The 26,651-nt window shown below is 48.4% G+C and carries 26 protein-coding genes; 18 read left to right on the top strand and 8 right to left on the bottom strand.

Annotation, left to right across the window (positions count from 1 at the left end):
• Positions 1–5: 5 nt before the first annotated feature.
• Both OKS35_RS09735 and OKS35_RS09730 read right to left on the bottom strand, forming a co-directional pair.
• A complete protein-coding gene (locus tag OKS35_RS09735; RefSeq protein ID WP_264092951.1) occupies positions 6–851 on the bottom strand; it encodes a DegV family protein in 846 nt (281 codons plus the stop codon).
• An 8-nt stretch (positions 852–859) separates the two neighbouring features.
• Positions 860–1,702 carry a biotin/lipoate A/B protein ligase family protein gene (locus OKS35_RS09730; RefSeq protein ID WP_264092950.1) on the bottom strand — a complete coding sequence of 281 codons (843 nt, stop codon included), beginning with the start codon at positions 1,700–1,702 and terminating at the stop codon, positions 860–862.
• A gap of 107 nt (positions 1,703–1,809) precedes the next feature.
• On the opposite strand from OKS35_RS09730, the gene OKS35_RS09725 reads away from it, so the two are divergent.
• Together OKS35_RS09725 and OKS35_RS09720 are read left to right on the top strand one after the other, a co-directional pair.
• A complete protein-coding gene (locus OKS35_RS09725; protein ID WP_159563019.1) occupies positions 1,810–3,105 on the top strand; it encodes an HD domain-containing protein in 1,296 nt (431 codons plus the stop codon).
• A gap of 22 nt (positions 3,106–3,127) precedes the next feature.
• On the top strand, positions 3,128–4,714 hold the full coding sequence (locus OKS35_RS09720) for a Na/Pi cotransporter family protein (RefSeq protein WP_264092949.1): 1,587 nt from the start codon (positions 3,128–3,130) through the stop codon (positions 4,712–4,714).
• A 39-nt stretch (positions 4,715–4,753) separates the two neighbouring features.
• Here OKS35_RS09720 and OKS35_RS09715 read toward each other — a convergent pair whose 3' ends face one another.
• On the bottom strand, positions 4,754–4,942 hold the full coding sequence (locus tag OKS35_RS09715) for a 2-hydroxymuconate tautomerase (RefSeq protein WP_012727443.1): 189 nt from the start codon (positions 4,940–4,942) through the stop codon (positions 4,754–4,756).
• Between the two features lie 147 nt (positions 4,943–5,089).
• On the opposite strand from OKS35_RS09715, the gene OKS35_RS09710 reads away from it, so the two are divergent.
• From OKS35_RS09710 to OKS35_RS09670, 9 genes are all read left to right on the top strand, one after another.
• Positions 5,090–5,944: a neutral zinc metallopeptidase gene (locus OKS35_RS09710; RefSeq protein WP_264092948.1), complete on the top strand. Its 855-nt coding sequence runs from the start codon at positions 5,090–5,092 to the stop codon at positions 5,942–5,944.
• A 94-nt stretch (positions 5,945–6,038) separates the two neighbouring features.
• Positions 6,039–6,887 carry a MurR/RpiR family transcriptional regulator gene (locus OKS35_RS09705; protein ID WP_031422140.1) on the top strand — a complete coding sequence of 283 codons (849 nt, stop codon included), beginning with the start codon at positions 6,039–6,041 and terminating at the stop codon, positions 6,885–6,887.
• Entirely contained in the window at positions 6,884–7,351 is a 468-nt protein-coding gene (locus OKS35_RS09700; RefSeq protein WP_264092947.1) for a GNAT family N-acetyltransferase, read from the top strand. The genes OKS35_RS09705 and OKS35_RS09700 overlap by 4 nt, the downstream gene beginning before the upstream one ends.
• 101 nt (positions 7,352–7,452) lie before the next feature.
• A complete protein-coding gene (gene murQ, locus OKS35_RS09695; protein ID WP_214685389.1) occupies positions 7,453–8,346 on the top strand; it encodes an N-acetylmuramic acid 6-phosphate etherase in 894 nt (297 codons plus the stop codon).
• Positions 8,347–8,359: 13 nt separating this feature from the next.
• Positions 8,360–9,733, top strand: a complete 1,374-nt coding sequence (locus OKS35_RS09690; RefSeq protein WP_078147713.1) for a PTS transporter subunit EIIC — start codon at positions 8,360–8,362, stop codon at positions 9,731–9,733.
• A 60-nt stretch (positions 9,734–9,793) separates the two neighbouring features.
• Complete coding sequence (locus OKS35_RS09685) at positions 9,794–10,843, top strand: DUF871 domain-containing protein (RefSeq protein ID WP_264092946.1); 1,050 nt, start codon at positions 9,794–9,796, stop codon at positions 10,841–10,843.
• Between the two features lie 55 nt (positions 10,844–10,898).
• Positions 10,899–11,402: a YwhD family protein gene (locus OKS35_RS09680; RefSeq protein WP_031422148.1), complete on the top strand. Its 504-nt coding sequence runs from the start codon at positions 10,899–10,901 to the stop codon at positions 11,400–11,402.
• 156 nt (positions 11,403–11,558) lie between these two features.
• Complete coding sequence (locus tag OKS35_RS09675) at positions 11,559–12,836, top strand: dicarboxylate/amino acid:cation symporter (RefSeq protein WP_264092945.1); 1,278 nt, start codon at positions 11,559–11,561, stop codon at positions 12,834–12,836.
• 63 nt (positions 12,837–12,899) lie between these two features.
• On the top strand, positions 12,900–13,493 hold the full coding sequence (locus OKS35_RS09670) for a TVP38/TMEM64 family protein (RefSeq protein WP_264092944.1): 594 nt from the start codon (positions 12,900–12,902) through the stop codon (positions 13,491–13,493).
• Here OKS35_RS09670 and cls read toward each other — a convergent pair.
• The 4 genes from cls to OKS35_RS09650 all read right to left on the bottom strand — a co-directional run bounded on the left by cls (position 13,407) and on the right by OKS35_RS09650 (position 17,705).
• Positions 13,407–14,936: a cardiolipin synthase gene (cls, locus tag OKS35_RS09665; RefSeq protein ID WP_264092943.1), complete on the bottom strand. Its 1,530-nt coding sequence runs from the start codon at positions 14,934–14,936 to the stop codon at positions 13,407–13,409. The genes OKS35_RS09670 and cls overlap by 87 nt on opposite strands.
• Before the next feature lie 48 nt (positions 14,937–14,984).
• Positions 14,985–15,320, bottom strand: coding sequence for a hypothetical protein (locus OKS35_RS09660; RefSeq protein WP_264092942.1), 336 nt, complete (start codon positions 15,318–15,320; stop codon positions 14,985–14,987).
• Between the two features lie 80 nt (positions 15,321–15,400).
• Positions 15,401–16,585 (bottom strand): chloride channel protein, encoded by a 1,185-nt coding sequence (locus tag OKS35_RS09655; RefSeq protein WP_264092941.1) that lies wholly within the window; start codon positions 16,583–16,585, stop codon positions 15,401–15,403.
• 181 nt (positions 16,586–16,766) lie between these two features.
• Positions 16,767–17,705 (bottom strand): EAL domain-containing protein, encoded by a 939-nt coding sequence (locus OKS35_RS09650; RefSeq protein ID WP_159563012.1) that lies wholly within the window; start codon positions 17,703–17,705, stop codon positions 16,767–16,769.
• 201 nt (positions 17,706–17,906) lie between these two features.
• Between OKS35_RS09650 and speE the strand changes: the two genes are divergently transcribed.
• The 4 genes from speE to OKS35_RS09630 all read left to right on the top strand — a co-directional run bounded on the left by speE (position 17,907) and on the right by OKS35_RS09630 (position 21,159).
• A complete protein-coding gene (gene speE / locus OKS35_RS09645; RefSeq protein WP_012727429.1) occupies positions 17,907–18,746 on the top strand; it encodes a polyamine aminopropyltransferase in 840 nt (279 codons plus the stop codon).
• Positions 18,743–19,624 (top strand): agmatinase, encoded by an 882-nt coding sequence (gene speB / locus OKS35_RS09640; RefSeq protein ID WP_264092940.1) that lies wholly within the window; start codon positions 18,743–18,745, stop codon positions 19,622–19,624. The genes speE and speB overlap by 4 nt, the downstream gene beginning before the upstream one ends.
• Positions 19,625–19,984, top strand: a complete 360-nt coding sequence (locus OKS35_RS09635) for a DUF2294 domain-containing protein (protein WP_031422162.1) — start codon at positions 19,625–19,627, stop codon at positions 19,982–19,984.
• Positions 19,985–20,202: 218 nt separating this feature from the next.
• Positions 20,203–21,159: a sodium-dependent bicarbonate transport family permease gene (locus OKS35_RS09630; protein WP_159563011.1), complete on the top strand. Its 957-nt coding sequence runs from the start codon at positions 20,203–20,205 to the stop codon at positions 21,157–21,159.
• A 56-nt stretch (positions 21,160–21,215) separates the two neighbouring features.
• Here the strand turns inward: OKS35_RS09630 and OKS35_RS09625 are convergent, their stop codons facing one another.
• Positions 21,216–21,968, bottom strand: a complete 753-nt coding sequence (locus OKS35_RS09625) for a homing endonuclease associated repeat-containing protein (RefSeq protein WP_012727425.1) — start codon at positions 21,966–21,968, stop codon at positions 21,216–21,218.
• Between the two features lie 396 nt (positions 21,969–22,364).
• Between OKS35_RS09625 and OKS35_RS09620 the strand changes: the two genes are divergently transcribed.
• From OKS35_RS09620 to OKS35_RS09610, 3 genes are read left to right on the top strand one after another with little or no spacing between them, the layout of a single operon-like run.
• The gene (locus tag OKS35_RS09620) at positions 22,365–24,275 is read left to right on the top strand and encodes a polysaccharide biosynthesis protein (protein WP_159563010.1); all 1,911 of its coding nucleotides are present in this window, start codon (positions 22,365–22,367) and stop codon (positions 24,273–24,275) included.
• Positions 24,272–25,300 carry an NAD-dependent epimerase gene (locus OKS35_RS09615; protein ID WP_031422166.1) on the top strand — a complete coding sequence of 343 codons (1,029 nt, stop codon included), beginning with the start codon at positions 24,272–24,274 and terminating at the stop codon, positions 25,298–25,300. Before OKS35_RS09620 ends, OKS35_RS09615 begins: the two co-directional genes overlap by 4 nt.
• Positions 25,300–26,643, top strand: coding sequence for a phenylacetate--CoA ligase family protein (locus OKS35_RS09610; RefSeq protein WP_196431293.1), 1,344 nt, complete (start codon positions 25,300–25,302; stop codon positions 26,641–26,643). Before OKS35_RS09615 ends, OKS35_RS09610 begins: the two co-directional genes overlap by 1 nt.
• Positions 26,644–26,651 lie beyond the last annotated feature (8 nt).

Raw genomic sequence — 26,651 nt, 5'->3', positions numbered from 1 at the left:
TTTTTTCATGCCTCGAAATAGGCGATGACGAGTAGACCGGGACCGGTGTGGGCACCGATGGCAGACCCGACCAGTGTCTTCGTGATGTGCTTCGGTTCGAGATGTTCGCGGACCATCTTCTCGAAGTGTTCGGCTTTTTCTAGGTCGTCACCATGACCGATGAAGAGGTCTCCGTTCTCGACGATCGACTTCGATTCGACTGTCCGTTCGACCATCCGGCGCATGACCTTTTTATGACCGCGTACCTTTTCGATCGGGACGAGCTTGCCGTCTTCGACCGTCAATAACGGTAAAATCGTCAACAAGTCTCCGATGAAAGCACTCGCCTTCGAGACACGTCCGCCCCGCATCAAATATTCGAGTGATTCGACCGTGAACAAGTGACGGACTTTACCGACGAGCGAAGCGGCATACTCGACCGTTTCTTCATACGTATGGTCTTGACTATACGCTGCGACCGTTTTGACGAACAATGCCTGTCCGACAGAGGCGGTCCGTGTATCGAGAACCGTGAATGTACTGTCTGGATATTCTTCTTTCAACATTTCGCCGACCATGACAGCGGTTTGGTATGTACCGGAGAGTTCTCCGGAGAAAGCGAGATATAAGAACGGGATTTCAGCCTCAAGATGCTGACGGAAACAGTGTTCGATTCGTGACGTCTCGATTTGGAACGTCTTTGGCGTCTTACCCTGACGCATCGCATCGTATACTTCTTTCGGTTGAATCGTTTCGCCGTCTAAAAATTCTTCGTTGTCGATGATGACACCGAGCGGTAAAATCTCAAGACCGTATTCGATGATTTGATCGTGTGTCAAATCGGCTCCGGTGTCTGTGATCAGTTTAAACATTGGATGAATCACTCCTCTGTTAATTGTTGTTCAATGTCGCGTAACGGCTCATTCCGTTTCCACATGCGTTCGAGCTGACTTGCAAACATCGTTTGCTCGTCTGCCGTTAATGTCGCGTTTTGGAGCGAACTGACAGTGGAAAGAACGCGGTAGGCCCGAGTGAGGACGTCTTGTACGGTGAGTGGGATCCCAAGCAAGTCTTCAAGTGAAGCCATCGTTTCCGGTACAATGGTTGGGTACGTGAACTTTGTCTCTTCCCCTTGGGTGGCAAGGTCGTAAAAGTCACGGATGATTTCAGCACGTGCGCTTCCGCTCTGTCTTACGCTCAAGTAAATTTGAACGGCGACACCGCCACGAACGCGTCGTTGCGAAATCCCAGCGAACTTTTTGCCGTCGATCGACAAGTCGAAACTTCCTGGACAGTATGAACCGACGACTTCACCTGGGACGATGTCATTCGTGACGTCTTGGAACATGTGTTGGATGAGCGAGGTCATAGCCTCATAGCCGCTGTCGATTTGAATCCCGTCCTTCTCTGGTAAAATTAAAGAAAGGTTGAGGACGTCATCGTCTAGCACGACGGCTAATCCGCCTGAGTTTCGGACGACGGGACGGAATCTCTGTTCATGCAGGTAGCGAATTCCCTCTTTCAAATGAGGCAGCCGAGCATCCTGGATTCCGAGTACAATCGTATCGGTGTGCACCCATGCCCGCAAGACGGCACCTCGTTCTTGCGTTGACGCACATAACGTATCATCGGTCGCAAACGATTGTTCCGCTTGAAACATCGTGCCAAGACTCGACTGATCGATGATGCGATAGCTCGGTTGTTGTAACAATGGATGGATCATATACATTAATTCCTTTTCACAAAAAATTTTCCTCCTCATTATAGCATGGAGGGAACGATTCGTTTGAAGTCGAATCTAGAACATAACGAAACGTAGGAGGGCATGTCATGTACTCGTCTCGAGGACAACTATCTGGATCGAAAGTATTTAAGGATCCGGTACATCGATATATTTATGTTTACGATCACCTCATTTGGGAGTTGATCAATACGAAAGAATTTCAGCGTTTGCGTCGTATCAAACAACTTGGAACGTCTTTTTTGACATTTCATGGCGCGGAGCACACGCGATTTCATCACTCGCTCGGCGTATATGAAATCGCACGCCAGTTAATCGATCAGTTCCAACAGTATCCGGAATGGGACGACCGCGACCGTGAACTACTGTTGGCAGCAGCGCTCTTGCACGATGTCGGACACGGTCCATTCTCGCACGCGTTCGAGCACGTCTTTTCCGTTCGTCATGAAGTGTGGACGGAGCGCATCATTTTAGGGGAAACCGAAGTAAATAGGGTTTTATCTGAGATGGGTGTCGGGTTTGCCGAAGAAGTGGCCTCCATCATCAATAAGACGCATCCGAATCGCTTGATCGTCAATATGCTCAGCTCACAGCTTGATGTCGACCGGATGGACTATTTGTTACGCGACGCTCACTTTGCGGGTGTCAGTTATGGAAAGTTTGATTTAGAACGCATGTTGCGCGTCTTGCGTCCGGATGAAGACCAAGTCGTGGTCAAGCAGTCTGGGATGCATACGATTGAAGACTATATTATGCGTCGCTATCAAATGTATTGGCAAGTGTACCTTCATCCGGCGACACGGTCGAGCGATCTCCTCTTGAAAGCGATTCTTGAGCGGGCACAGGAGCTCTATGAGAGTGGCTATGAGTTTAACATGACGCCGAAACACTTTTTGCCGATCTTTGAACGCACCGGTATGTCACTCGAACAATATTTGAAATTGGATGAGACGGTCGTCTACTTCTATTTCCAAGAATGGATGGAAGAAGACGACGCGATTCTAGCCGATTTGGCGAGTCGATTCGTGAATCGCCGATTATTAAAATATAAAAACTTCCCGGAAGCGAATCGTGTCCGTTATATGGAGCGCTTGCGACAGACGATGGAGACGATCGGGCTTCCACCAACATACTATCTGCTTGAAGATCAATTGAGTCAATTGCCATACGATTTATATAAAGGACAAGGCAAATACGAGGGGATTTATCTACAGATGAATGACGGGGAGCGAAAAGAGATTTCAGAGGTCTCGATGCTCGTCCAGTCGATTTTGAACTCGAGACAATCGGATGAAAAAATTTATTATCCGGAAGATGTGTTGTTGAATTTAAAAGATTATGCGAATGAAAAATCGTGGATTTTATCGACATTGAAGGACGATTAAACACGCAAAGGGGCGTGACACGATGGAGATTGCGACACTGATTGGTGGAATCGGGATTTTTTTACTCGGGATGACGTTACTGACAGATACGCTCAAAAAATGGGCTGGTACACGATTGCGTCATCGGTTGAATCAATTCACCGACGGCTCTTTATCAGGGGCGACTCTCGGCGCAATGCTGACGACCCTGTTTCAATCTTCTTCGGTGACGACACTGATGACGATTGGGTTTGTGAGCGCGGGGCTTCTCACGTTCACGCAATCGTTACCTCTCGTAATTGGCGCAAACGTAGGCAGCGCGACGACGGGATGGATCATTGCCATCCTCGGCTATAACTTAGACGTGCGCCAGTTGTTTTTGCCGATCATTGGAATCGGGATGGCGTTTCGTCTATCCAGTCCGCGCCTTCGCCGTGTGGGACTGTTGCTCGTCAGTATCGGGTTGATCTTTGTTGGGATTGGGACACTTCAAGAAGCGATGCGGGATGTCGTCACGTTCTCGTTTGGCTCGGCCGGTGAGATGACCGTTCTGCATCAGGCACTTCTGATTGGAATCGGATTTATGATGACCGCCGTCCTTCAGTCATCGACGATTGGACTCGTGCTAACGATGACGGCTCTCGCGACGGCGGCGATTTCACTCCCGCAAGCCGCTTATTTGGTGCTTGGTCAAAGTGCGGGGACGAGCCTCGTCGTGGCACTCGGTTCAATCGGAGGCTGGAAGTCAGCCCGACGCATTGTATTGGGGCATGCCATCTACCACGTGTCAATCGTCCTCATTGGATGGCTGACGTTCCCTGTTCTCTTCGAGGTCGTCAATCGAGTAGCCGATTGGTTCAACTGGAACGACTTATTACGTCTCGTCTTATTCCATACGACATTCCATCTACTAGGTGTGATCTTATTCCTACCATTTTATCAAACGTTCGCACGTCGATTACTGAAGTGGATTCCGAGTCGCTCCGAAAAATTGACACGTCTGCTCGATAAAAACATGTCACAACTCCCTACGGTCGCTCTTGAAGCGGCACGACGCTCTTTACTTGAAATCGAACGATATTTAGGAAATGAGACGGAATTGCTTGTCCGAGAGGGACGTCTTCGTGAAGATGAATTGACGCTCGTCGACAAGACGTTGAGCGATGTCCGTGTCTTTTTGAGCACGATACGTCTTGAAGATGAAGGAAAGCAAAATGATTATGGGCAACATCTATCCCTTTTGCATACGATCGATCATCTGGAACGTTGGTTATATGTCTTGCGAGAAGTCGAACCGGTCCACGCCCTTCGGGACACCGACTTTTTAGCGGCACGAGAACTCGTGTTGCATGAGCTTGACCTTGTGAATCAACTGAATCATCATACGCCACCAGAGGATTCGAAGCTGTGGAAACAGGCCTCAAAACAACTGGCGGAATATCGAAAAGCACATCGCTCGGAGCTACTAGAAGAAACGGCGGCGAATCAGTTGGAGATGGACCAGACGATACAAAAAGTACAAGTATTGCTCTGGCTCGACCGTATCGGCTACCACATCTGGCGAGCGACACGTCACTTGATTAAGCCGACCGTACCGAGTGAACGGTTCGACGTGAACCGAGAAGACTAGAACAAAAAACGGACTCCATATCAGGAGTCCGTTCGTCACTTACTTCTTATCTGCGTGCATTACACCGGCTTGTCCGTAATGTGTCGCATCCATCTCTTCGATGAAGACGGTGATGTTTTCTTTTGGCGCATTCGTCGTTTCGGAGACGGCATCCGTCACTTTTTCAATCAACGCGCGTTTTTGTTCCACGGTACGGCCCGGGAGCATTTTTACAGTTACATAAGGCATGGTCATTCCTCCTTTGCTGAAGTCTCTTTCATTGTAGAGAATCCCCTTCCTCTAGAAAAGAAAATTCTCATCTACCGAGAAACATGGGCTCACTTTTACCGGATTTGGGGTAATAAACAAGACAGAGCGAATGTAGGAGGAATCGGGATGAAGTGGAAAGGAAGACAACAGAGCCGGAACGTCGAGGATCGACGTGGGCGTAGCATCGGAGGGAAAGGGATTGCCGGGGTCGGAGGCGGTCTTGGGTTGATTCTCGTCATCGTCTTTACATTATTGAACGGGGGAAGCCCGACCGATCTCGTCAACAATATCGGACTCGGGGAACCTCAATCGGAGGGGACGTATACCGGAACGGCTCGTGAAGAGGAGATGGCAGATTTCGTAGCGGTTGTCTTGAAGGATACGGAAGAAGTGTGGACAGACATCTTCGCTGAAAATGGGATGACCTATGAAGAGCCGACGCTCGTCCTATTTTCCGGACAGGTTGAATCCGCTTGTGGTATTGCCGGCTCCGCTGTGGGTCCGTTCTATTGTCCCGGCGACCAAAAACTGTATATCGATTTGAGTTTTTATGATGAATTGAGTCAACGTTTCAATGCACCAGGGGATTTCGCGATGGCTTATGTCGTCGCCCATGAGGTCGGGCATCATGTCCAAACGCTTCTCGGGACGACAGAAGAAATCATGCCGCTTCGTAACGAGATGAACGAGACCGAATTCAATCGCTATCTCGTCCGCTTTGAGTTGCAGGCAGACTACTATGCAGGCGTATGGGCCCATCACGCGCAAGGGTTAGGGTATCTTGAAGCGGGGGACGTGGAAGAAGCGATGAATGCCGCGCATCAGATTGGCGATGACACGCTGCAGCGTCAGGCACGTGGATATGTGACGCCAGACTCGTTCACACATGGGACATCGGAACAACGCATGCGTTGGTTCGAGAGAGGATTTGAGAACGGATCGATTCAAGGTGGTGACACGTTCAATACGAACAACTTATAGATCGGGCGCCTGCTCGATCTTTTTAGGTGATTGGAATATGGGGAAGGAATCCGCTATCATAAAAGAACAACAGTTGCAGGAAGGGGATGACCAAATGGAATCCTTACTTACGAAAATTGATTTAGCGAAAGAGGATATGACAGCGGTCGAAAAGAAGATCGCCGACTATATTTTGTCCCATTCAACGCTCATTCCAAACATGACGACAAAAGAGCTAGCGCAAAAGACGGATGTATCCGAGGCGAGTATCGTTCGTTTCGCACGAGTCGTCGGGATTGATAGTTTTAAAGCGTTCAAGCTCGCGCTTGTGAAAGACTTGGCTGTCACGGAGACGACGCTGACGGACTTCAACGTCCTCCAGCAAAAGGACACGCCGTATGACTCGTTCCAAAAAGTCATCCATGTGAACAAGGCGGCAATCGAGGCGTGCGCCGAAGCGATGGATAAACGAGAACTTGAACATGCAGTGGACCTGTTCGCTCGCGCGAACCGCGTCATCTTTTACGGGGTCGGGGGGTCTTCGACTGCGGCAATCGATGCGCAATATAAGTTTACGAAGCTGGGATATGCGGCCACGACCTCTCCCGATTTTCATTATATGTTGTCGCTGATCCCGCATTTAGGAAAGTCTGATGTATTCGTCGCAATCAGCACGTCAGGACGAACGAAAGATGTGCTCGAGCTTGTCCGATTTGCGAAAAAGAAACGTGTTCCGGTCATCGCCATCACTAACCTCGACAAATCACCGCTTTACCGAGAAGCGGACGTTCGACTCTGTACACCGAACGTCGAGAGCGACTTCCGAATCGCGAGCATCGCCTCACGGATGACACAATTGACGATTGTCGATACGTTATATATGGGACTCCTCCACCGGAAGGGAGAAGGGTTGATTGATCGGTACGCAGAAGCCCGTGATGAGATGGTGAAACTACGCCGATGATTCGACCTTATACGGCCGAAGATCTTCAAGAATTGCAACGCTTTTTGATGGACCAGCGCACATTCGCAAGATTGAATGAACAGATAGTCGAGATGTTTCGTGACGAGAACGTGGCAGATTTTGAAGAAGAAGGTACGATTAGCCTGATTTTTCGTGAAGAAGAGCGAATCGTGGCAATCGCCGACCTCTTAAAAAAACATCCGATCGATGGCTCGCTTTGGCTTGGTTTGTTCGTTGTCGAAGAATCTCTCCATGGGACAGGTTTGGCGCAAACGTTGTATGAACAATTGGAAGACCAATATATGCGCCCGTATCAGACGGTATTTCGATTAGGTGTCCTTCCAAACAATCTCCGCGCTCGTCGGTTCTGGGAGCGAAACGGATACGTGTATGAGAAGGATTCGATCACGAATAAAGGAACACGCGTGCACGTCTTGAAAAAACGACTCATTCGTTCAGAGTGAGTTTTTCTTTAAAGTTTATTTGAAATTTAATTTCATAAAAATTAAATTATAAATTGACTTTAAATTTCAATATAGTACGATGAAATCATAGAGAAGAAAGGATGGTGGCGATGCTAGATAAACTGGCTACAGAAAGACGGAATGAACGAACGATGCACCTGGACGAGATGTCGATTGAGGAACGATTGGCGATTATGAATGCAGAGGATCAACAAGTTCCTCAAGTGATTCAAGAGCAACTTCCGGTCATCACAAAAGTCGTGGAGCGAGTCATCGCATCCTTTCGTAAAGGCGGTCGCCTGATTTATATCGGTGCGGGCACGAGTGGACGTTTAGGGATTTTAGACGCAGCGGAGTGTGTGCCAACTTTTGGAGTATCACCCAATCAAGTCATCGGACTGATTGCCGGCGGCGAACGTGCGCTCATTCAAGCCGTTGAGGGAGCAGAAGACAGTAAGGAATTGGCGGTCACAGATTTGAAAGCGCTTCATTTGACGGCAGAGGATACAGTCGTTGGGATTGCAGCGAGCGGTCGAACGCCATATGTGGTCGGAGGTCTCGATTACGCACGAGAACTCGGTGCCACAACCGCTTCAATTTCATGTAATCGCGATGCAGTCATCAGTCGACATGCGGATTACCCGATTGAAGTGGAAACGGGACCGGAAGTACTGACCGGTTCAACGAGATTGAAGGCGGGAACAGCACAGAAACTTGTCCTCAACATGATTTCGACGACGTCGATGATTGGAGTAGGGAAAGTGTATCAAAACTTGATGGTTGATGTGCAACCGACGAATGAAAAGCTAGAAGTGCGTGCCAAGCGGATGATTGCAGAAGCGACAGGGGTCGACATGGAAATGGCCGCGCGTTATTTTGCTTCATCCAAGGGGCACGTCAAAACGGCGATTGTCATGATTTTAGCGGACGTCTCTTATGAGGAGGCTGTCAAACGATTAGAGCGCGCGAACGGATTCGTCCGCGAGGCGCTATAAGGGGGAAATCGAGATGAAGAAAGAAGAGGTTTTAGCACGGGATATCCTCGCACATGTCGGGGGGAAAGAGAACATCCGTCAACTCGCGCATTGTATGACACGTGTTCGACTGACGCTGAAAGATGGAACGAAGGCAGACATTGACGCATTGAAAAAGATTGACGGGGTCATGGGTGTCATCAATGATGAGACGCTGCAAATCGTCGTCGGCCCAGGTACTGTGAATCGGGTCGCGGATTATATGAGTCATGAGACAGGGCTCGCAATCGGGGAAGAGTCGGTTGATGCGAACCTGACGTTAGAGGAGCGTGCGGCAATCGAACGCCAGAAGGTGAAAGAAAAACAAAAGTCACCGTTCAAACGATTCCTTCGTCGCCTCGGGAATATCTTCATTCCGCTCATTCCGGGACTTGTCGCCTCGGGGATCATTAACGGAGCAGCGAACTTTGCCGTCAACGCCGGCGTCGACCGGACGGAGACATGGATGCAGATTCTACTCGTGCTCGGTAGCACGGTCTTCGCGTACTTAGCCATCCTTGTCGGTTGGAACACGGCAAAAGAGTTTGGAGGAACGCCGGTACTCGGGGCGATTGCCGGGGGGATCCTGTTCAACCCGCTCCTCGCGGACATCGTCATTTATGGGGAGCCGCTCGTCGTCGGGCGTGGTGGATTATTCGGTGTTATTTTTGCCGGTTGGCTCATGACGTATATCGAGAAGCACATTCGTCGCTTCATGCCGGTATCCATTGATATTATTTTCACACCACTCTTTACAGTCTTGATCGTTGGATTTACAGCGCTCTATGCAATCATGCCGGTCGCTGGCGTATTGTCAGACGGTATCATGCGAGGAATCAATGCGACGCTTGAATTCGGGGGACCTGTCGCAGGGGCACTCTTGGCCGGATTCTTCTTACCGCTTGTTATGGTCGGATTGCATCACGGTTTGACGCCAATCCATTTGGAACTGTTGAACACGGTCGGAACAACGGCCCTTCTCCCAATCTTGGCGATGGCCGGGGCGGGTCAAGTCGGTGCAGCGCTTGCAATCTTTGTGAAGACGCGCAACCCACGCCTTCGCAATATTATCAAAGGGGCCATTCCGGTAGGTTTCCTTGGAATCGGGGAACCGCTCCTGTATGGTGTCACGCTTCCGCTCGGACGACCCTTCTTGACAGCGTGTCTCGGGGCCGCGGTCGGTGGTGCCTTCCAAGCGACAATGAAGACAGCGGCGCTCGGGGTTGGTGTTTCCGGTCTATCGCTCACACCATTGATTGATAATGGCATGTATTTGACGTACATTGCCGGACTATTGATTTCATATACGGCAGGCTTCCTGTTTACTTATTTCTTCGGTTTCAAAGAAGAGATGGCGGACGGAATTTGACAAACAAAGATGGCTCCAGTCGAGTCATCTTTTTCTCTACTTTTGGAAAGGTGGATTCATATGAGAGGGATTTCAGTGTACTTAGGCGATGAACTGACACTTGATTCGATGGCTTGGATGGAACGCATGCGAGAGGCAGGGTTTACGAGCATCTTCACGTCGCTCCATATTCCGGAAGACGATCCGACAACTTATACGGAACGACTTCAGCAATTAGGTGCGTTGGCAAGTCGTCTAAAGATGGAACTCGTGGCGGATATCGCTCCATCGTCTCTACAGGCACTCGGTAAGACTTGGGATGATGCTCATGCGCTGATGGAGTGGGGTGTCACCGGGTTACGTGTTGACTATGGTGTCACACCGAAACAAGTGGCGGATTTATCACGACATATGATGGTCGCCCTCAATGCGAGTACGCTCACGGAAGCAGAGCTTGAAGAGATGCTACGACAAGGGCTACGACGTGAGCATGTCGAAGCGTGGCATAACTTTTATCCTCGTCCGGAAACAGGACTCGAGCGTTCTTGGTTTGATGAAAGAAACGCCTGGTTACATGCGCAAGGAATACGGGTACAAGCATTCATCCCTGGAGATGAACGGTTACGTGGCCCCCTTCATGAGACATTACCGACACTCGAGATGCACCGCCACCAATCTCCGTTTTCGTGTTATATCGATTTACAAGCGAGGGTCGATCGAATCTTGATTGGAGATCCGTGTATATCCAATCAGACGATGCGACAGTTTCGGGAGTACGACGAGGGCGTCATCGTTCTTCGAGCGACCACACGAAATCATGATGATTCGGTTCCAACAAGTCACACGAATCGGATGGACCCAGCCCGGGACGTCATCCGTTCGGTCGAATCGAGAGCGTATGGACGACCTGGGGACCATTTGATTCAACCGCGAGATACAGAAGAACGAATGCTCGGCAGTATCACGATCGACAATGAACGTTACGGTCGTTATGCAGGGGAACTGCAAATAACGAAGCGGGATTTGCCGGCAGATGAGCGCGTCAATGTCATCGGAAGGATCATTGAAGAAGATCGTTCATTAATCCAACAGATCGGTCCAGGAGGACGCTTTCAAATCGAATGGGTGTGACTCAGGATTGCCACCATCCTATGTCATTGTGTACAGTAGAGAGGGAGGGTGGAACATGAAAGACATTAATTTTAATATTATTTCAGACGATGCGACGGACGGACACGGTGGTTTTGGTGTCGGTTCGCTTAGTTTAAATAACATGTCTCCGGTCATCATCGATGTCGAAGAAGGCGTTGCAACAATCGATATGGGAGCGATGCACGCCAAGTCTGCCATCGAGAAACGGATTAAGTTTTTGACGGACCCGGAAGCGGTACCGAACGGGAAACCGTATTGGATCGTGTGGGTGACGGTCGGTCGAAAACCAGAAGGCTTTTATTATGGCGGTGTCGCGGCATGTGACATGTTAGTTGACGTGGAAGCGAGACGGGGTTATAAATTATTACCGTATCACGTTAATCAAATGGATAAATCGTTAAAGGGTCGGATTTTAATCGACATGATGGACGCTCCGTCCCGCGACGTTTTAGCGAACTTCTTACAAGAACATCGCCCTGAGATTTGGGCAAACTCGACTGAACTTCATGCAGAGCTCGAGCGTGTAGACGCTGAGTAAAAAGATTGGACGAATTTTCGTCTCCAATCTTTTTTGTTTCAAGTTTTTGGGAATTTCAAGAGAATTTGTAACTGAAGAGATATTCAGTTGTAATTGTATGAAAATTCAGTATTATGATATACTGACTACATTGTGAAAAAAAGAAAGGGTGATACGATGAGCGAAACGAAAAAAATCTTAATCGGTCTCGCGCTAGGTGTTGTTGTTGGTCTCGGATTGGCGGGCTTGCCGGATAATGTTTATGAGATTGTGAATCCGTATATTTTATCTCCGGTCGGAACGATCTTTTTGAATTTAATTAAAATGTTAGTCGTACCGATTGTCTTCTTCTCAATTATTTTAGGCGTCATGGGTCTCGGGGACCCGAAAGAACTAGGTCGAGTCGGGTCGAAGTCGATTCTGTTCTTCTTAGCGACGACAGCGCTCGCGATCATGTTAGCGATGGGTGTTGCATCCGTCTTACAGCCAGGGGAGCGTGGGGACTTCCCAACGACAGGTCTTGAATTTGAATCAACAGCGACCGAGGAATCGTCTAATATCGTACAGACATTCGTCAATATGATTCCAACGAATCCGATTACGGCGCTCGCTGAAGGAAACATGCTTCAAATCATCGTCTTTGCGGCATTGATTGGGTTTGCGTTGATTGCCCTCGGGGACAAGGCGAAGACGTGGCGTCAATTCGTCAAACAAGGCGATCGCATCATGATGTACTTGATTCATCTTGTGATGAAGCTCGCTCCATACGGCGCATTCGCATTGATTGCTTCTGCAATCGGGGGCATCGGTCTCGACGCGGTTGTCGCAATGGCGTGGTATATGATTGCCGTCGTCTTGACGCTATTCTTACATGCAACGATTGTCTACGGGGCAGCGGTTTACTTCATCGGGAAGATGAGCCCAGTCTTCTTCTTCAAGAACTTCTATGAGGCGATGACGTTCGCGTTCTCGACTTCTTCGTCAAATGCGACGCTTCCAGTATCGATGGAAGTCGCACAGAAAAAACTCGGTGTGCCGCGTTCGATTTCGTCGTTCGTACAGCCACTCGGAGCAACGGTCAACATGGACGGAACGGCAATCATGCAAGGGGTTGCGACGATTTTCATTGCGCAAGTGTTTGCAGCTGATCTAACGATGACTGAGTTGTTGACAGTCGTCATCACGGCGGTCCTCGCTTCGATCGGTACAGCGGGTGTACCGGGAGTCGGACTTGTCATGCTTGCGCTCGTCCTTCAGTCAGTCAACTTACCGGTAGAGGGAATCGCCCTCATTATCGGGGTCGACCGTATTCTCGATATGCTTCGCACATCTGTCAACATCACGGGGGATGCGGCATGTGCGGTTGTCGTTTCGAAATTGGAAGAAAAACATCTACCACCAGTCGACGAAGACTCGTGGGATGAAGCAGGTGCGACCTCTTCATCATCGCTATGATATAGTGAAGGACCATGACGACATGTCATGGTCCTTATTTTGTGAATAGAAAGAGTGATGGTTATGGAATGGGAACTGCTCCCGCTCCCTTTATTTTTGATGATCAGTATTTTATTGAATAGTGTGATTGCGGTCGCCGGTGTCATCCCAAGTGCTTTTCTAACAGCCATCAATGTGAGTGTCCTCGGTCTCGTGCCGGGTATCCTCGTATCGATTGTCGGGGAGGCAGTTGGCGCCGTCGTGAGTTTCATCCTTTATCGAAAAGCCCTACACCGTTATGTTTCCCCAAATGGTAGCCGATTTCAACGGCTTCGGGAGTCCGAAGGAACCGAGGCTTGGTTTCTCGTCCTCGGGATGCGTCTTATGCCATTCGTTCCTTCTGGTCTCGTCACGTTATCGGCGGCGTTCAGTCGCATGACGCTCGCCTCGTTCGCTGTAGCAAGTACGATTGGAAAGATTTGCCTTGGTCATGGAAGGACTGGCGGTGACGGCAGCGATGCAGTTAACGATTGGATGGCAGCTGTTTTTAGTTGGTGTCGTCGCCATGACGTATCTTTTGTGGCGAATGCGTCAAAGAAGTGGCGAGAAAATGTGACAAAACGCTTCGACGAAACGTTTGCCGGTCGTCTTTTTCCGCAGCATGGTCCAATCGATTAAAATGGATTCATCAAAGTCCTTTAGAAATGCCTCGTGCAGTTCTTGAATGGATGTAGTATCGAATTGGGCAATCATCATCTCGTGGTTGAGAAACATACTACGAAAGTCGAAGTTGGCTGATCCGACGAGGGCAACGTTACCATCAATCAGGAGCGTTTTCGCATGGATGAAATGGCGGTTGTATTTATAAATTTTGATATTGCGCTTCAACAGTTGTTCAAAATAATACTCGGTCGCATGAAAGCTGAACCATTCGTCTCCTTTGCCCGGTACGACGATTCGGACATCGATGCCGCTACGACCTGCGACTTCAAGAATGGCCAATAGTTCAGGTGGGGGGACAAGGTATGGGGTGGTGAGCCAAATCGATTCTTTGGCATCCATCAACAGACGCATGAGTCCATCGCGAATCGTGACGTCTTTACCAGGCGATGTGACGAGTAGTTGTGTCGCACCGTTTTGCCCTTTCGGTTCATTCACAAAGTACTGACAGAGGTGCTCTTCATCTGCGAACAAATCCCATGTTTCATCACTCGTCCCTTGTCCTGCGTATAGCCAGTTCTCGACAAAGAGCTGTTGCAATTCTCGGACGAGCGGACCTTCAAGACGGAGATGGGTGTCACGCCAAAAACCGAGTTTATCATTCTTCCCAAGATATTCATCCCCGACATTCAACCCGCCTGTTAGCGCGATTCGCCCATCCACGACAATCAGTTTTTGATGATTGCGGAAGTTGGCGTTAAACACCAGGTACGGATGCAAAACGGGGTCGAACGCCTGAACGTGGACACGGGACTCCCGTAACGGTTGGATAAACTCTTCCCCGATTTCTTGGCTACCGAGTCCGTCATACAGAAAGCGGACAATGACATTTTCATTCGATTTTTGAATGAGGGCGTCTCTAACTTTTAACGAAATGTCATCCGTCCGAAAGAGGTAGTATTGGATGTGGATATGATTGGTTGCACTGTTGATGGCGTCTAACAATGCATCAAATTTCTCTTCCCCGTTGACGAGCAGTTTAGTCGAGGTATGAGCGTCCGCACCCGTGGCCCCTAGTTTTTCGAGTGTCCGTGTCAACGGAAAAGAGGACACGACGTCAGGTGAGGTCTCGATTTTCTCACTTTCGATTGCTTGGCGTAGCATCCGAATCTCTGATGACGTCCGTTTGAAGCGTCGATGACGGCGGGGAGTGCGTCCGAACATGACCCATGCCAAGACGCCGATGAACGGAATAAAGAAGACGGTCAGTAACCAGGCGAGCTTTCCTTGAGGTTGTACTTGGTCAAATAGAATCTGCCATCCGACGATGAGCGGTGCGACGATGGCAATCCCGATTAGTACGGGTATGAGGACATCGAGCCAAAACAAAAGACCGATAAGTAAGATGACACTGATGACCATGATGATCAGTTGAATCACGCGACGTTTCAAGCGAAACACCACCTTTCCAGTAACGATGAAAACGAGGGGAGATGCCCCCTCGTTATTCTAGTACACGCTGTTCAAGACAGCGTTGATTTCGTCCGCATAACGAACGAAGAAGTACACATTCACTGCGAGAGAGAACAAGACGAGGAAGAGACCAAACTGTGCTTTGACCCGATTTCGTTTCCAATAATAGAAGACGGACAAAAGCACTGCCAGTCCCACGAATAGAGCGATGACTTCAACGATTCCCCATACGATATCCTTGGATAAAAACATGTCGACGATTGTCATGATGACATAGATGAAGACGACTATCCCCATAATCACGACTAAAATAGCTAAAATGATGCTAATCCAATCCGAACTAACCGCGTCAATTAGGTTTTCAATGGCCATTTCATATTCGCTTACAACCGTTCCTCCTCTCGAGAGAGTGCATAACTATTCATCTCTTACCCTTTTTTCAATATCTAAAATCAAGCTTTCGCTGGTGGATGGATGAACGATGGAAGTGGAATTTTTGAAACGATCGCAACGACTGCGAATACATAGAGCCAACTATTCGGCGGGAAAAAGAGAACGAGTAATACGATGATGGCCAGCGGTTGTCGCATCGCTGTCGCAAGTAAGGCGCTCGTCGTCAAGACGACGGAAAACGTCATATCGATGTCAAACAGTAAACTGAAAAAGTAACCGAGCGTGAATGAAGAAAAAAGAAGAGGATAGATGTGCCCGCCACGCCAACCGGTCGCTAAACAGAATGCGGTAAAGAGCAGTTTTAGTACACTAAACAAAAGAAGGGTGTAGAGCGGAATCAGACGCCACTCGTCGATATACTCAAGGATTGTTTCTTCTCCGGAGAAGAGAAGGTCCGGGTATAAGAGCGCCATCCCACCGATTCCGACTCCACCGAGCGTGGTGAGCAACAAGATGGGGACGTTCGAAAAGAGTTGCATCATGGCATGTTCACTGATTAAGTAAAGCCAGCCGAGAAGAATGCCGCTCAGGACGATCAAGATGACGGTCCAATTGAGTTGGATCGTTTCCATCTCCGGAAATTTGATAATGAATGGTGGACGCTCATCCAGTTGGTTCAATAAATAAAACGTCCCAATCCCGGCGAGTGTCGCCAAAAGGTTTAGCATCGGTTGTTTCTTCTGCTCGTTCTCCTCAGCCGCAATCGCACCAAATAGTGGCGCGTTGAAGACGATCCCGAGCACGACGGCATGACCGACTTCTTGTAATTCTCCTAATTCTTGACGGACGTGACGGATGCGATCCGAGAACCATGTCGTGAGTCCGCCGACGATGCCGACGAGCGCGGCCTCAGGACCGAGGCTTGCACCTCCGATGAGAACGAGGAGGGCGGTCAACGTTGTGAATCCAATCAAGCGATAGTCGATACGACCGGTATCTTTTCGTTCTTCCATCACTTCTGGCATGAGACGAGGCATTTGCCCATACCGACGTTGCAACAGACCGATGCTTACACCAGCGATGACCGGTACGAGAAACAGATAAAACGGAATATCAAATTGCTCAGGTACTGTGTGCCATACAACGTGAATCCCTTTATAAACGACAGATAAGAACAGCCAACTTACTAAACCGATGATGATTCCTAGTACGATTGCATAGCCACTGACAATCCATGATTTCATCTACATATCCACCTCTTTCGCTCACGTCAACCTTCTATAATATGCTATCTCCTGAACATCTCTGAACGAAACCTAAAAGTAGATGAAACCATAAGGGAAGGGCGATACATTTTCTGTGACTAAACAAGAAAAAGCACCGGATGACGACGAAGTCGATTCCTGTGCTTTTGAAAGTGATGACTTATGCGATTTCAATTTTGTATTGATTGGCAGGGGCCGGTTTTCCGAAGAAATATCCTTGCGCTAAATCGAATCCGAGCTCACGACAGACATCTGCCTCTTCCATACGTTCTACTCCTTCAGCAAGAAGGGTGATGCCCATCGAATGGGTTAACGCACGCACTTGTTTGAGGAAAGCGCGTTTTTCAGCGTCTTCATCACAAAACGAGATATAGGAACGGTCAATTTTGACATAGTCCGGTTCGAGCCGCTTCAACATATCGATTGTCGAGAAGCCTGCCCCGACATCGTCTAATGCTACTTTCATCCCTCGCTTTTTATATGTCGAAAACACGTGTTGGAGATGATCCACGTCATGTACCTTCTCCGTCTCCACGACTTCAAAGATAAAGCGGTCCGGGCTGAGGTCATATCGGTCAATGATGTCAAACGTGTGCTGGAGACAATAGTCCGGGTTATAAATGGTCGAAGGTAAGAAGTTGATGAACGTCTTTTGCTGAGGAGCGACGGCTTCAAACGTTGCTTTGATTGCTTCCGCGCGGGCACGTTGATCGAGTTTCGAATGGAGACCGAAACGGTTTGCCGTCCGGAATAGGTCACCAGGTGAAATGTTGGCGCTACTGCGGAGGAGCGCTTCATATCCGAACGTTTCCGTTGAATCGAGGAAGATGATTGGTTGGAGGTGACTCTCGAACGTGCCGTGCTGAATCTGTTCAATGATGTGCCGATGCGCAAGCTGATCTTTTAGTGCTTCGACCTCGAGCGGAGGCGTCTGACTTTTCGAGTTATAATCGACACAGTAAACCGTTCCTTCCGCATGCAGAAGGAGCGTATCGAGTTCTTCAAACGTTTTGTAAGAGTATTCCTTGAATTTCGTGACGAGTGTTCCTTGAGCAATCAAAGGAATGGTTGTGTTACAAGAAGCACAGGGTGACCACATACTATTCCACCTTTCGATTCAGAATTGGTTCAATCAGTATATCGGCAACGTCTCACAAAAAACTCACATTCAAGACCGATTCCGCAAAAAAATCGTGCAAAATGGGTACAGGTTTTGTATACTTCCTATCGTATGATTAAGAAGCGCCTCAAAACGCCACTCGCATACGAACAACTTTTTGAACAGAAAGGGGTTCTATCGATGGACCAAAAATTAAAGTTATGGTTTACGGAGCACCAAACAGAAGATTACGGGATTACGTTCCGTGTAAACCACGTTTATGAGAGCGAACAAACGGAGTTTCAACGACTAGAGATGGTCGAAACGGACGAGTTCGGAACGATGTTGTTACTTGACGGGATGGTCATGACGACGGATAAGGACGAATTCGTCTATCACGAGATGGTCGCACACGTCCCACTCTTTACACACCCGAATCCGAAGCATGTGCTCGTAGTCGGTGGGGGAGATGGCGGTGTCATCCGTGAAATTATGAAACACCCATCAGTAGAAAAAGCGGTTCTCGTAGATATCGACGGGAAAGTCATTGAATATTCGAAGAAATACTTACCAAATATTGCGGGTGAGCTCGATAACCCGCGTGTTGAAGTCATCGTCGGTGACGGATTCATGCATATCGCGAAGTCAGAAAACGAGTACGACGTCATCATGGTCGACTCGACTGAACCGGTTGGACCAGCAGCCAACCTCTTCACAAAAGGGTTCTATGCAGGGATTTCAAAAGCGCTCAAAGAGGATGGCATCTTTGTGGCTCAAACGGATAACCCATGGTTCACACCAGAACTCATCCAAACGGTTCAACGTGACGTGAAGGAAATCTTCCCAATCACGAAGTTGTACACAGCAAACGTACCGACGTACCCGAGTGGCATGTGGACGTTCACGATCGGTTCGAAGAAATACGATCCGGAACAAGTATCAGCTGAGCGGTTCCATGACATCGAAACGAAGTACTATACGCCGAAGCTTCACAATGCAGCGTTCGTTCTTCCGAAATTCGTGGAGGACTTAACAAAATGATTAAGCGTTTCGATGAAGCCTACTCAGGTAAAGTGTTTATCGCCAGCCTCCCAGAGGTGACAGAGGCGAAGACGGTTCTTTACGGGATGCCGATGGACTGGACAGTCAGCTTCCGTCCAGGCTCGCGTTTCGGTCCGAACCGGATTCGTGAAGTATCGATTGGACTTGAGGAGTACAGCCCATATTTAGACGGTGATTTGGCTGATGCCGCGGTGTACGATGCAGGAGATATCCCGCTTCCATTCGGGAACGCACCGAAGTCGCTCGATATGATTGAGGCGTTCGTCAAAGATGTCGTCAAAGCAGGCAAGTTCCCACTCGGCATGGGCGGTGAGCACCTTGTCACATGGCCGATCATCAAAGCGATGCACGACGTTTACAGCAACGACTTTGTCATCCTCCACTTGGATGCGCATACGGACCTTCGAGATGAGTATGAAGGCGAGCCGCTCTCACACTCGACTCCGCTCAAAAAAGCGGCAAACTTGATTGGACCATCGAACTGCTATTCGTTCGGAATCCGTTCAGGGATGAAAGAAGAGTTTGAGTGGGCTCGTGAAGTCGGCTACAACATGCATCAATTTGAAGTGATCGAACCACTCAAACGCGTCTTACCGACACTCGCTGGCAAAAAAGTATACGTCACGATCGACATCGACGTCCTCGACCCGTCAGCGGCACCAGGGACAGGGACGCAAGAAATCGGTGGCATCTCAACGAAAGAATTGCTCGAAGCGGTACATGCCATTGCAAACGCAGACCTCGACATCATCGGTGCAGACCTTGTCGAAGTGTCACCGGCATACGATCAGTCAGATATGACAGCCATCGCAGCAGCTAAGATTCTTCGTGAGATGATGATTGGATTCGTGAAGTAAATGCGGAAAAAGGGTCAGCTGGAAATGGAACTGAGCGCTCGGATTACCCAATGGGAGAAAGAATATTTGGGTCGCGGGTCATTGACGTGTAAGGCAGACCTGCTTCGAGATCTCGCCATCGTCACACTCCAAGGCGTGTTGACGCCGGCCGAGTATGATTTGGCTACCAAGTCTTCAGGTCGCGAGCAATTGAAGAAATATCGCAACAATCTCGTCGAATCAGGGCGGAGTCAACTCGAAACGATTGTCGGACAAGTACTCGGTCGTTCGATTGTCTCGCTCCATACGGACATCAGTACGAAAACAGGGGAGCGTCTCATCGTGTTTCGTCTAGATGCCCCTTGGGATCAAACCGATTGACAATGAAACGCCACCTTCTTAAAATGAAAGGCAGAGACGTATAGAGAATCGACTGGACGAGTCAAGATGAAGCGTGCTTTCGAAATCTTGTTACGGAGCTACTGACCAATTCAATAAACCGACAGTTGTCGGCCTGACGGAGCGATTATTCGAGCCGTCGGCATACAGCGCACGCCTTCTTTAGGTGTGCGCTTTTTTGTCGCCAAGGAGGAAGATGTATGGAATTGTTTTTATTTTTATTGACGAGCGCCCCGGTACTACTGTTTGTGACGGGCGTTATCGCCGCAGTCGGAAAATCAAACTTAAAGATCCCGGATTCATTGAGTACGACGCTCAATATTTACTTACTGCTTGCTATCGGACTGAAGGGAGGTATGGGACTCGCCTCGGTATCTTTTGAAGACATCGCATTACCGCTGACCGTGACGCTGTTGATTGGGATTTTGCTACCGCTTCTCGCATTCTATGTCGGAGGAATGTTCAAATTCTCATTCCCTGAGCGAATTGCTATGGCTGCGACGTTCGGCTCGGTGTCACTCGTCACCTATGTAGCAGCATCGACACAGCTCGAGCGTCTCGGGATTGCGTACGAGCCGTTCATGACAACACTAGTCGTCGTCCTTGAAATTCCCGGCCTGATTGTGGCGTTACTGCTGTATAATCAGACACACGTGATGGGAATCACGGCTACGTCAGGGAAGGCGAACTCTCTATCGGTGTTGCGGGAGAGTTTGTTCTCGAAAAGTATCCTCTTGATGTTTGCAGGTCTGATTGTTGGACTGGTGACACCAGACGCCACACCGCTCAAACCATTTTTCGTCGACTTGTTCCCGGGCGTTTTACTCTTATTCTTACTAGGTCTAGGAATGAAAGTCGGACAGCAGTTGAAAACGGTCCCGTCATATGGACTAAAATTTATGATGATGGGGATGGTGTTTCCGTTAGTCGGAGCACTTGTCGGCTTTATTGCAGCGGGGATTGCCAATTTATCTGACGGCGGAACGATCCTCTTGATGACACTCGCAGCGAGTGGATCGTATATCGCCGCTCCCGCCATGTTACAAGCCTCGGTCCCAGAAGCGAAACCATCATTTTATTTGACCCTTTCGCTAGCTGTCACGTTCCCGTTCAACCTGTTAGTTGGAATCCCGCTATACATTGCGATCGTCACATGAAAAAAGCGTCGACTCGAAAAGAGTCGGCGCTTTTTGTATGAGTTCATCTGTATGGATTACTGTTTTACTTTTTGTTCCTCCATACATTTTAAAGCAGCCGTCCAGCTTCCGAATAAGGCATTGATTGTCGATGTACTTGGAACATTTCGACCTTCGGCCCATTTCCGGTAGTGGAGGATACTAAAATGTGGTAGCTCTGTTTTGGCTAACTGCAAGGCATCAATGACATCTTCCTCATCCCATTTACGTTTCGGAGGAGCGATATCCAAGACAAATAGCGCATAGCTCCATGATCCGTATTTGCGAGCGATTGTCGCTACCGTCGGATAGCCTTTTTCCTGTGCCCAAACGGCGTAATGTTGGGACGTGAGACGCTCTAACTTTTCGGAGGCTTCAATCAAGGCTTGAATGATCCGTTCTTCATTGTTCCGTACCGTTGTCGTTTGAAGCTTGGCTTCACGTAACGCATTCGACCACGAACCGAACCGGCTGCTGATCAGCGTCAAAGAAGGGGCTTGCGAGATTTTTGCCCAGGCACGATACGTTTGGCTCGTGAAGAGTTCAAGTTCTTCTGATGCCTCAATCAGTGCGGTCAAAATATCTTCATCTGAATAATAACGATACAACATCTTAATCTCCGCCGCTTGAACGGCTTCCCGCCAAGAACCAAATTTGTAAATCACGGTCGATAGGGAGGGGACGTCTTTGTTTCGGGCCCATAGTGTATACTGTTTTGTGTCAAATTCTTCAAGTTCATTCGCTGCTTGTCTTAGGCATGAGAGGATCTGTTGCTCTGTCCATCGTTTCATCGTGATGTCTCTCCTTTTCAGAAGCAAGTCGTGGCTTCAAAGGTCATGGTGTGGTTAAACAATGGTGGTCCTGAAGGAAAGCTAGAATATGTGTCCGGTGACGAGATATGAAAAGGGAGGAACCTGAATCGATTGACTACTTTGGGAGAATGCGACATTCGCAAAATCTCAAAGTGAAAATAATCCAAATGTCCTACCTTCTACTTCCCATAATACCCATATAAATTAAAAATATTCACAAAAGAAAGTAAAAACTCATTACACATTTGTTAAACCGTTTCATGACGAAATGTCATTCGTATCAAAAAGCTATTCTTTTCTTTTGGATTGTGAATCTTGAACGGGTACTTATCTAGCATCAACTCGAAGCTGATTGGGATGGAAGGTGGTGAAAGGATGAGTACTCCAACTGTTCGGTCTCCCATTGATCGAAAAAATGCGCTCTTGATGTTACTCGATATCACGATTGCAGGGCTCGCGATTTTCGTGACGTTTGACCTATTTTTTGCAAATGATCCGACGGTAACATCTGACCCGCTAGATTTGATCACGATCCTCGGATTGAAGACGCTCGTTCTTCTCATTTTAGGATGGGTGACTCGGGTATACCGAATCGACTGGCGATACGGATCGATGCGTGAATTGCAATTACTGGCGATTGTGTTGGTCATGAGTGACACGTTCGTCTTATTCGCATCATACGTATTATTGGATGGCTTTTCCTATCAAGCAATTTTTATTCAAAGCTTACTCGCATTTAACGGAATGTTATTTATCCGACTCGTTGCTAGGACACGATCGTTTTTCCGATTTCACGCACCGGTGTCGAATGGAAAAGCTACCTTGGTTATCGGTGGTGGGGAATCGGGTCAAAAAATCATTAAAGAACTGAAAGAGCATCGAACGAATGTGCTGCATGTGGTCGGGGTGTTGGATGATAATCCATTGCTTCACCGTCTCTACATTCACGGGACACCGGTCATCGGTTCAATCGATTTATTAGAACGCAAAATTGAAGAGCTGAATATCGAAGTGGTTGTGTTGGCCATTCCTTCTCTTCCTTACGGAGATCGGGTCCAACTTTTGAAACGAATCGAGAAAACAGGCGTTGAATCCCATGCACTGCCAATGCTTGCGGAACTCGCATCCGGAAAAGTCTCATTAAATGAGATTCGAGAAGTGGCCATCGAAGATTTGCTCGGCCGTGAACCGGTTCAGCTCGATGTTTCGGAGATTTCTCAAACGTTGAGTGGATTAACCATTTTCATCTCCGGTGCAGGAGGCTCGATTGGTTCAGAGCTTTGCCGTCAATTGATGAAATTCAATCCTGGCAAACTCATCCTGTTTGGACATGGCGAGAATAGCATATATGCAATCGATCGCGAACTCCGCTTACTCGGGTCTGATACAGAGATTTGTCCCGTCATCGGTGACGTCCAAGACCGGGCGCGGGTGACGGAAGTGTTTGATCAGTATCGTCCGGACGTTGTCTATCATGCGGCAGCTCACAAGCACGTTCCGCTCATGGAAGACAATCCGAGAGAGGCAGTGAAAAACAATATTTACGGAACGAAGAATATGGTCGAAGCCGCCGATTTCTTTGAAGTGAAGCGGTTCGTCATGATTTCTACGGATAAGGCGGTCAATCCGACGAACGTGATGGGTGCCACGAAACGAGTAGCAGAAATGATCGTCCAACAGCAGGCTCGCCACAGCGAAACGACATTCTCGGTCGTTCGTTTCGGCAACGTCTTAGGAAGTCGTGGCTCCGTCGTTCCGCTCTTTAAAGAACAAATTCAACGGGGCGGACCGATTACGGTGACGCATCCAGAGATGACCCGATACTTTATGACCATCCCGGAAGCGAGTCGCCTCGTCATTCAAGCGAGCGTGCGCGCAAATGGGGGCGAAGTGTTCGTACTAGATATGGGGAATCCCGTCAAAATTGTGGACTTGGCGAAACGGATGATTACACTGAGCGGTTTCACCCTCGAACAAATCCCGATTCATTTCAGTGGCATTCGTCCAGGTGAGAAGCTGTTCGAAGAACTGCTCGCAACGAGCGAACATACGAATCAAGTATATGAAAAGATTTTCGTCGGTTGTACAAGACCCTTTAAATCGGTTGATCCGATTTTGAAAACGATTGAATATCTACTCGATCAATCGAATGGACTCACTTCTTTCTTGTTGTTTGTCGCAAACAACGAACTGCCAGAAGAAGTGATGGAAAGTATTTTTGCGCCACAAATCGAACCGGTACGCATGCGAGTCAACGAGTCAACGCAAAGGAGGAAGTCGTTATGAAAAAAACAGTTCTCGTGACCGGAGTGGCCGGGTTCATTGGTTTTCATCTAGCTCGACGGTTGCTAAAAGAAGGACATCATGTCATCGGGATCGATGTGGTCAATGATTATTACGATCCGAGATTAAAAGAATCAAGACTTCATGTGTTGACGCATCCTCGTTTCAAACTCTATCGTGATGCCCTCGAAAATAAGATGGCAATCACGCGTGTCTTCGAAAAAAACCAACCCCAAGTCGTGGTCAATTTGGCGGCTCAGGCCGGTGTACGCTACAGTCTAGAAAATCCAGATGCTTATATTCAATCCAATATCGTTGGTTTCTTGAACATCTTGGAGGCTTGTCGCTTCTATCCAGTAGAGCAATTGATTTATGCCTCATCTAGCTCGGTTTACGGATCAAATCAGGCGATGCCATTTTCCGAACAACACCCGGTCGATCATCCGCTATCCTTGTATGCGGCTTCGAAGAAGGCGAATGAGTTGATGGCTCATACGTACAGCCATTTGTTCGGTCTAAAAACGACGGGGTTGCGATTCTTTAGCGTTTATGGGCCATGGGGGCGTCCCGATATGGCACTTTACAAATTTACGGAGGCGATTTTAAAAGGCGAACCAATCGATGTATACAACTACGGTGAGATGGAACGAGATTTCACATACATCGACGACATCATCGAGTCGATTGTCCGACTTATGGATATCGCACCGTTGGCAGATGAGGAGTTTGACTATGAACATCCTCTACCTGACCGGAGTGACGTTCCGTTTCGTGTCTATAACATTGGAAATCAGCAACCGGTATCCTTGATGGACTTTATTCGGACGATCGAAGAGCGAGTCGGGAAAAAGGCCATCCTCCGCTTGTTACCACTTCAGGCGGGAGATGTACCCGCGAGTTTTGCCGATTCCTCCTCTTTGTATGAATCGATTGACTTTCAACCACAGACGTCGATTCGCGATGGCGTAAACGCGTTTATCGACTGGTACATCGCCTATCATCAAGTGTTGAAGGAGGGCATCGAGTAATGGGGATTTTACAGGATCGGATTTATGCACACTCACCGATTCGCCTCCAAAATTGGCTGGTTTCCTTATATGGAATCAAGTTATATCGGGAGCGATACGGTCAGTATTATGAGCAGGAATTGGAGCGACTGAGACGTGCTCCAAATGAAGCGTCACCTGATGCAAAACTCAATCATTTGAATCAATTCCTACAGTTTTGTAATCAACACAACGTGTACTATCAGCGACTCTTCAAAAAACACGGGGTTACCTTACCCTTAAAGAGCTTAGAAGACTTTAAGCGGATTCCCCCTTTGGAGAAAGAGACGCTTCGAACGGATGAGACCATCTTTTCTAACCTTCATGCCCCGATCATCGGCATGACGGGCGGGACGACGGGTAAATCGATTCAGGTTCGTTTCACCGAATACGATTATCAAATGCGAATGGCGCATCTCGATTTTTTTAAAGAACAACATGGTTTTCGCCGTGGGATGAAGCGAGCTAGTTTTACAGGACGGATGATTTGTCCAGGTAATCAAAAGAATGCGGTGTATTGGCGGTATAATGCCCCGATGAAGCAAATGCTCTACTCGGTCGTGCATTCGAATCCGACGACGATTCCACACTACATCGATTCGTTGAACGAATTTCAACCGGCCGCACTCGACGGTTCACCTTCCGATATGATTGAAATCGCAAAATATTTGAAAACCCATCAAAAGACATTATCGTTCCGACCGGTGGCTTTATTTCCGACCTCGGAGACGCTCACACCATCCGGACGCTTGTTGTTAGAAGAGATGTTCCAAGCGCCGGTTTACGATCAATATGCTTCTTCGGAAGGGGCTCCTATCGTTACGGAGTGTGAGTGCGGGAAGATGCACTTACGCCCTGAGATGGGAATCATCGAGACGGATGCATTTGGAGAGGCGCTCGTCACCAGTTTCACGACGCACGGAACACCGCTGATTCGCTACCGCATTGGCGATCGGATGACCCTCAGTGAAGCGATGTGTCCATGTGGTCGACAGGACACCATTATCGAGTCAATCGATGGTCGTCAAATGAACTATGTTGAGACGCCGGAAGGCTATAAGGTGTTTGAAGGAGATTTGACCGCAGCGGTCGGCGTGCTACCGAACTCTATTATTCAAATTCAAGTGTTGCAACACAAAATAGACGAAATTGAGATGCTGTACGTGAAGGATGAAGCACGATTTGAGCCTGAACATGAAATCGCGCTCCAAAAAGAAGTCGAGCGTCTGTTTACTTCACGAATGAAAGTTCTTTTACGAGATGTGAAAAGCATCAAGAAAGAAAAGAACGGAAAAGTCCGAGTCGTGAAACGACTCTACACTTAGCGAGAGGA

This window comes from Exiguobacterium sp. N5 (genome assembly GCF_025842465.1).
GTDB lineage: Bacteria > Bacillota > Bacilli > Exiguobacteriales > Exiguobacteriaceae > Exiguobacterium > Exiguobacterium profundum.
Note: the sequence above shows the minus strand (reverse complement) of the source record. Positions and strands in the feature narration are given on the sequence as shown.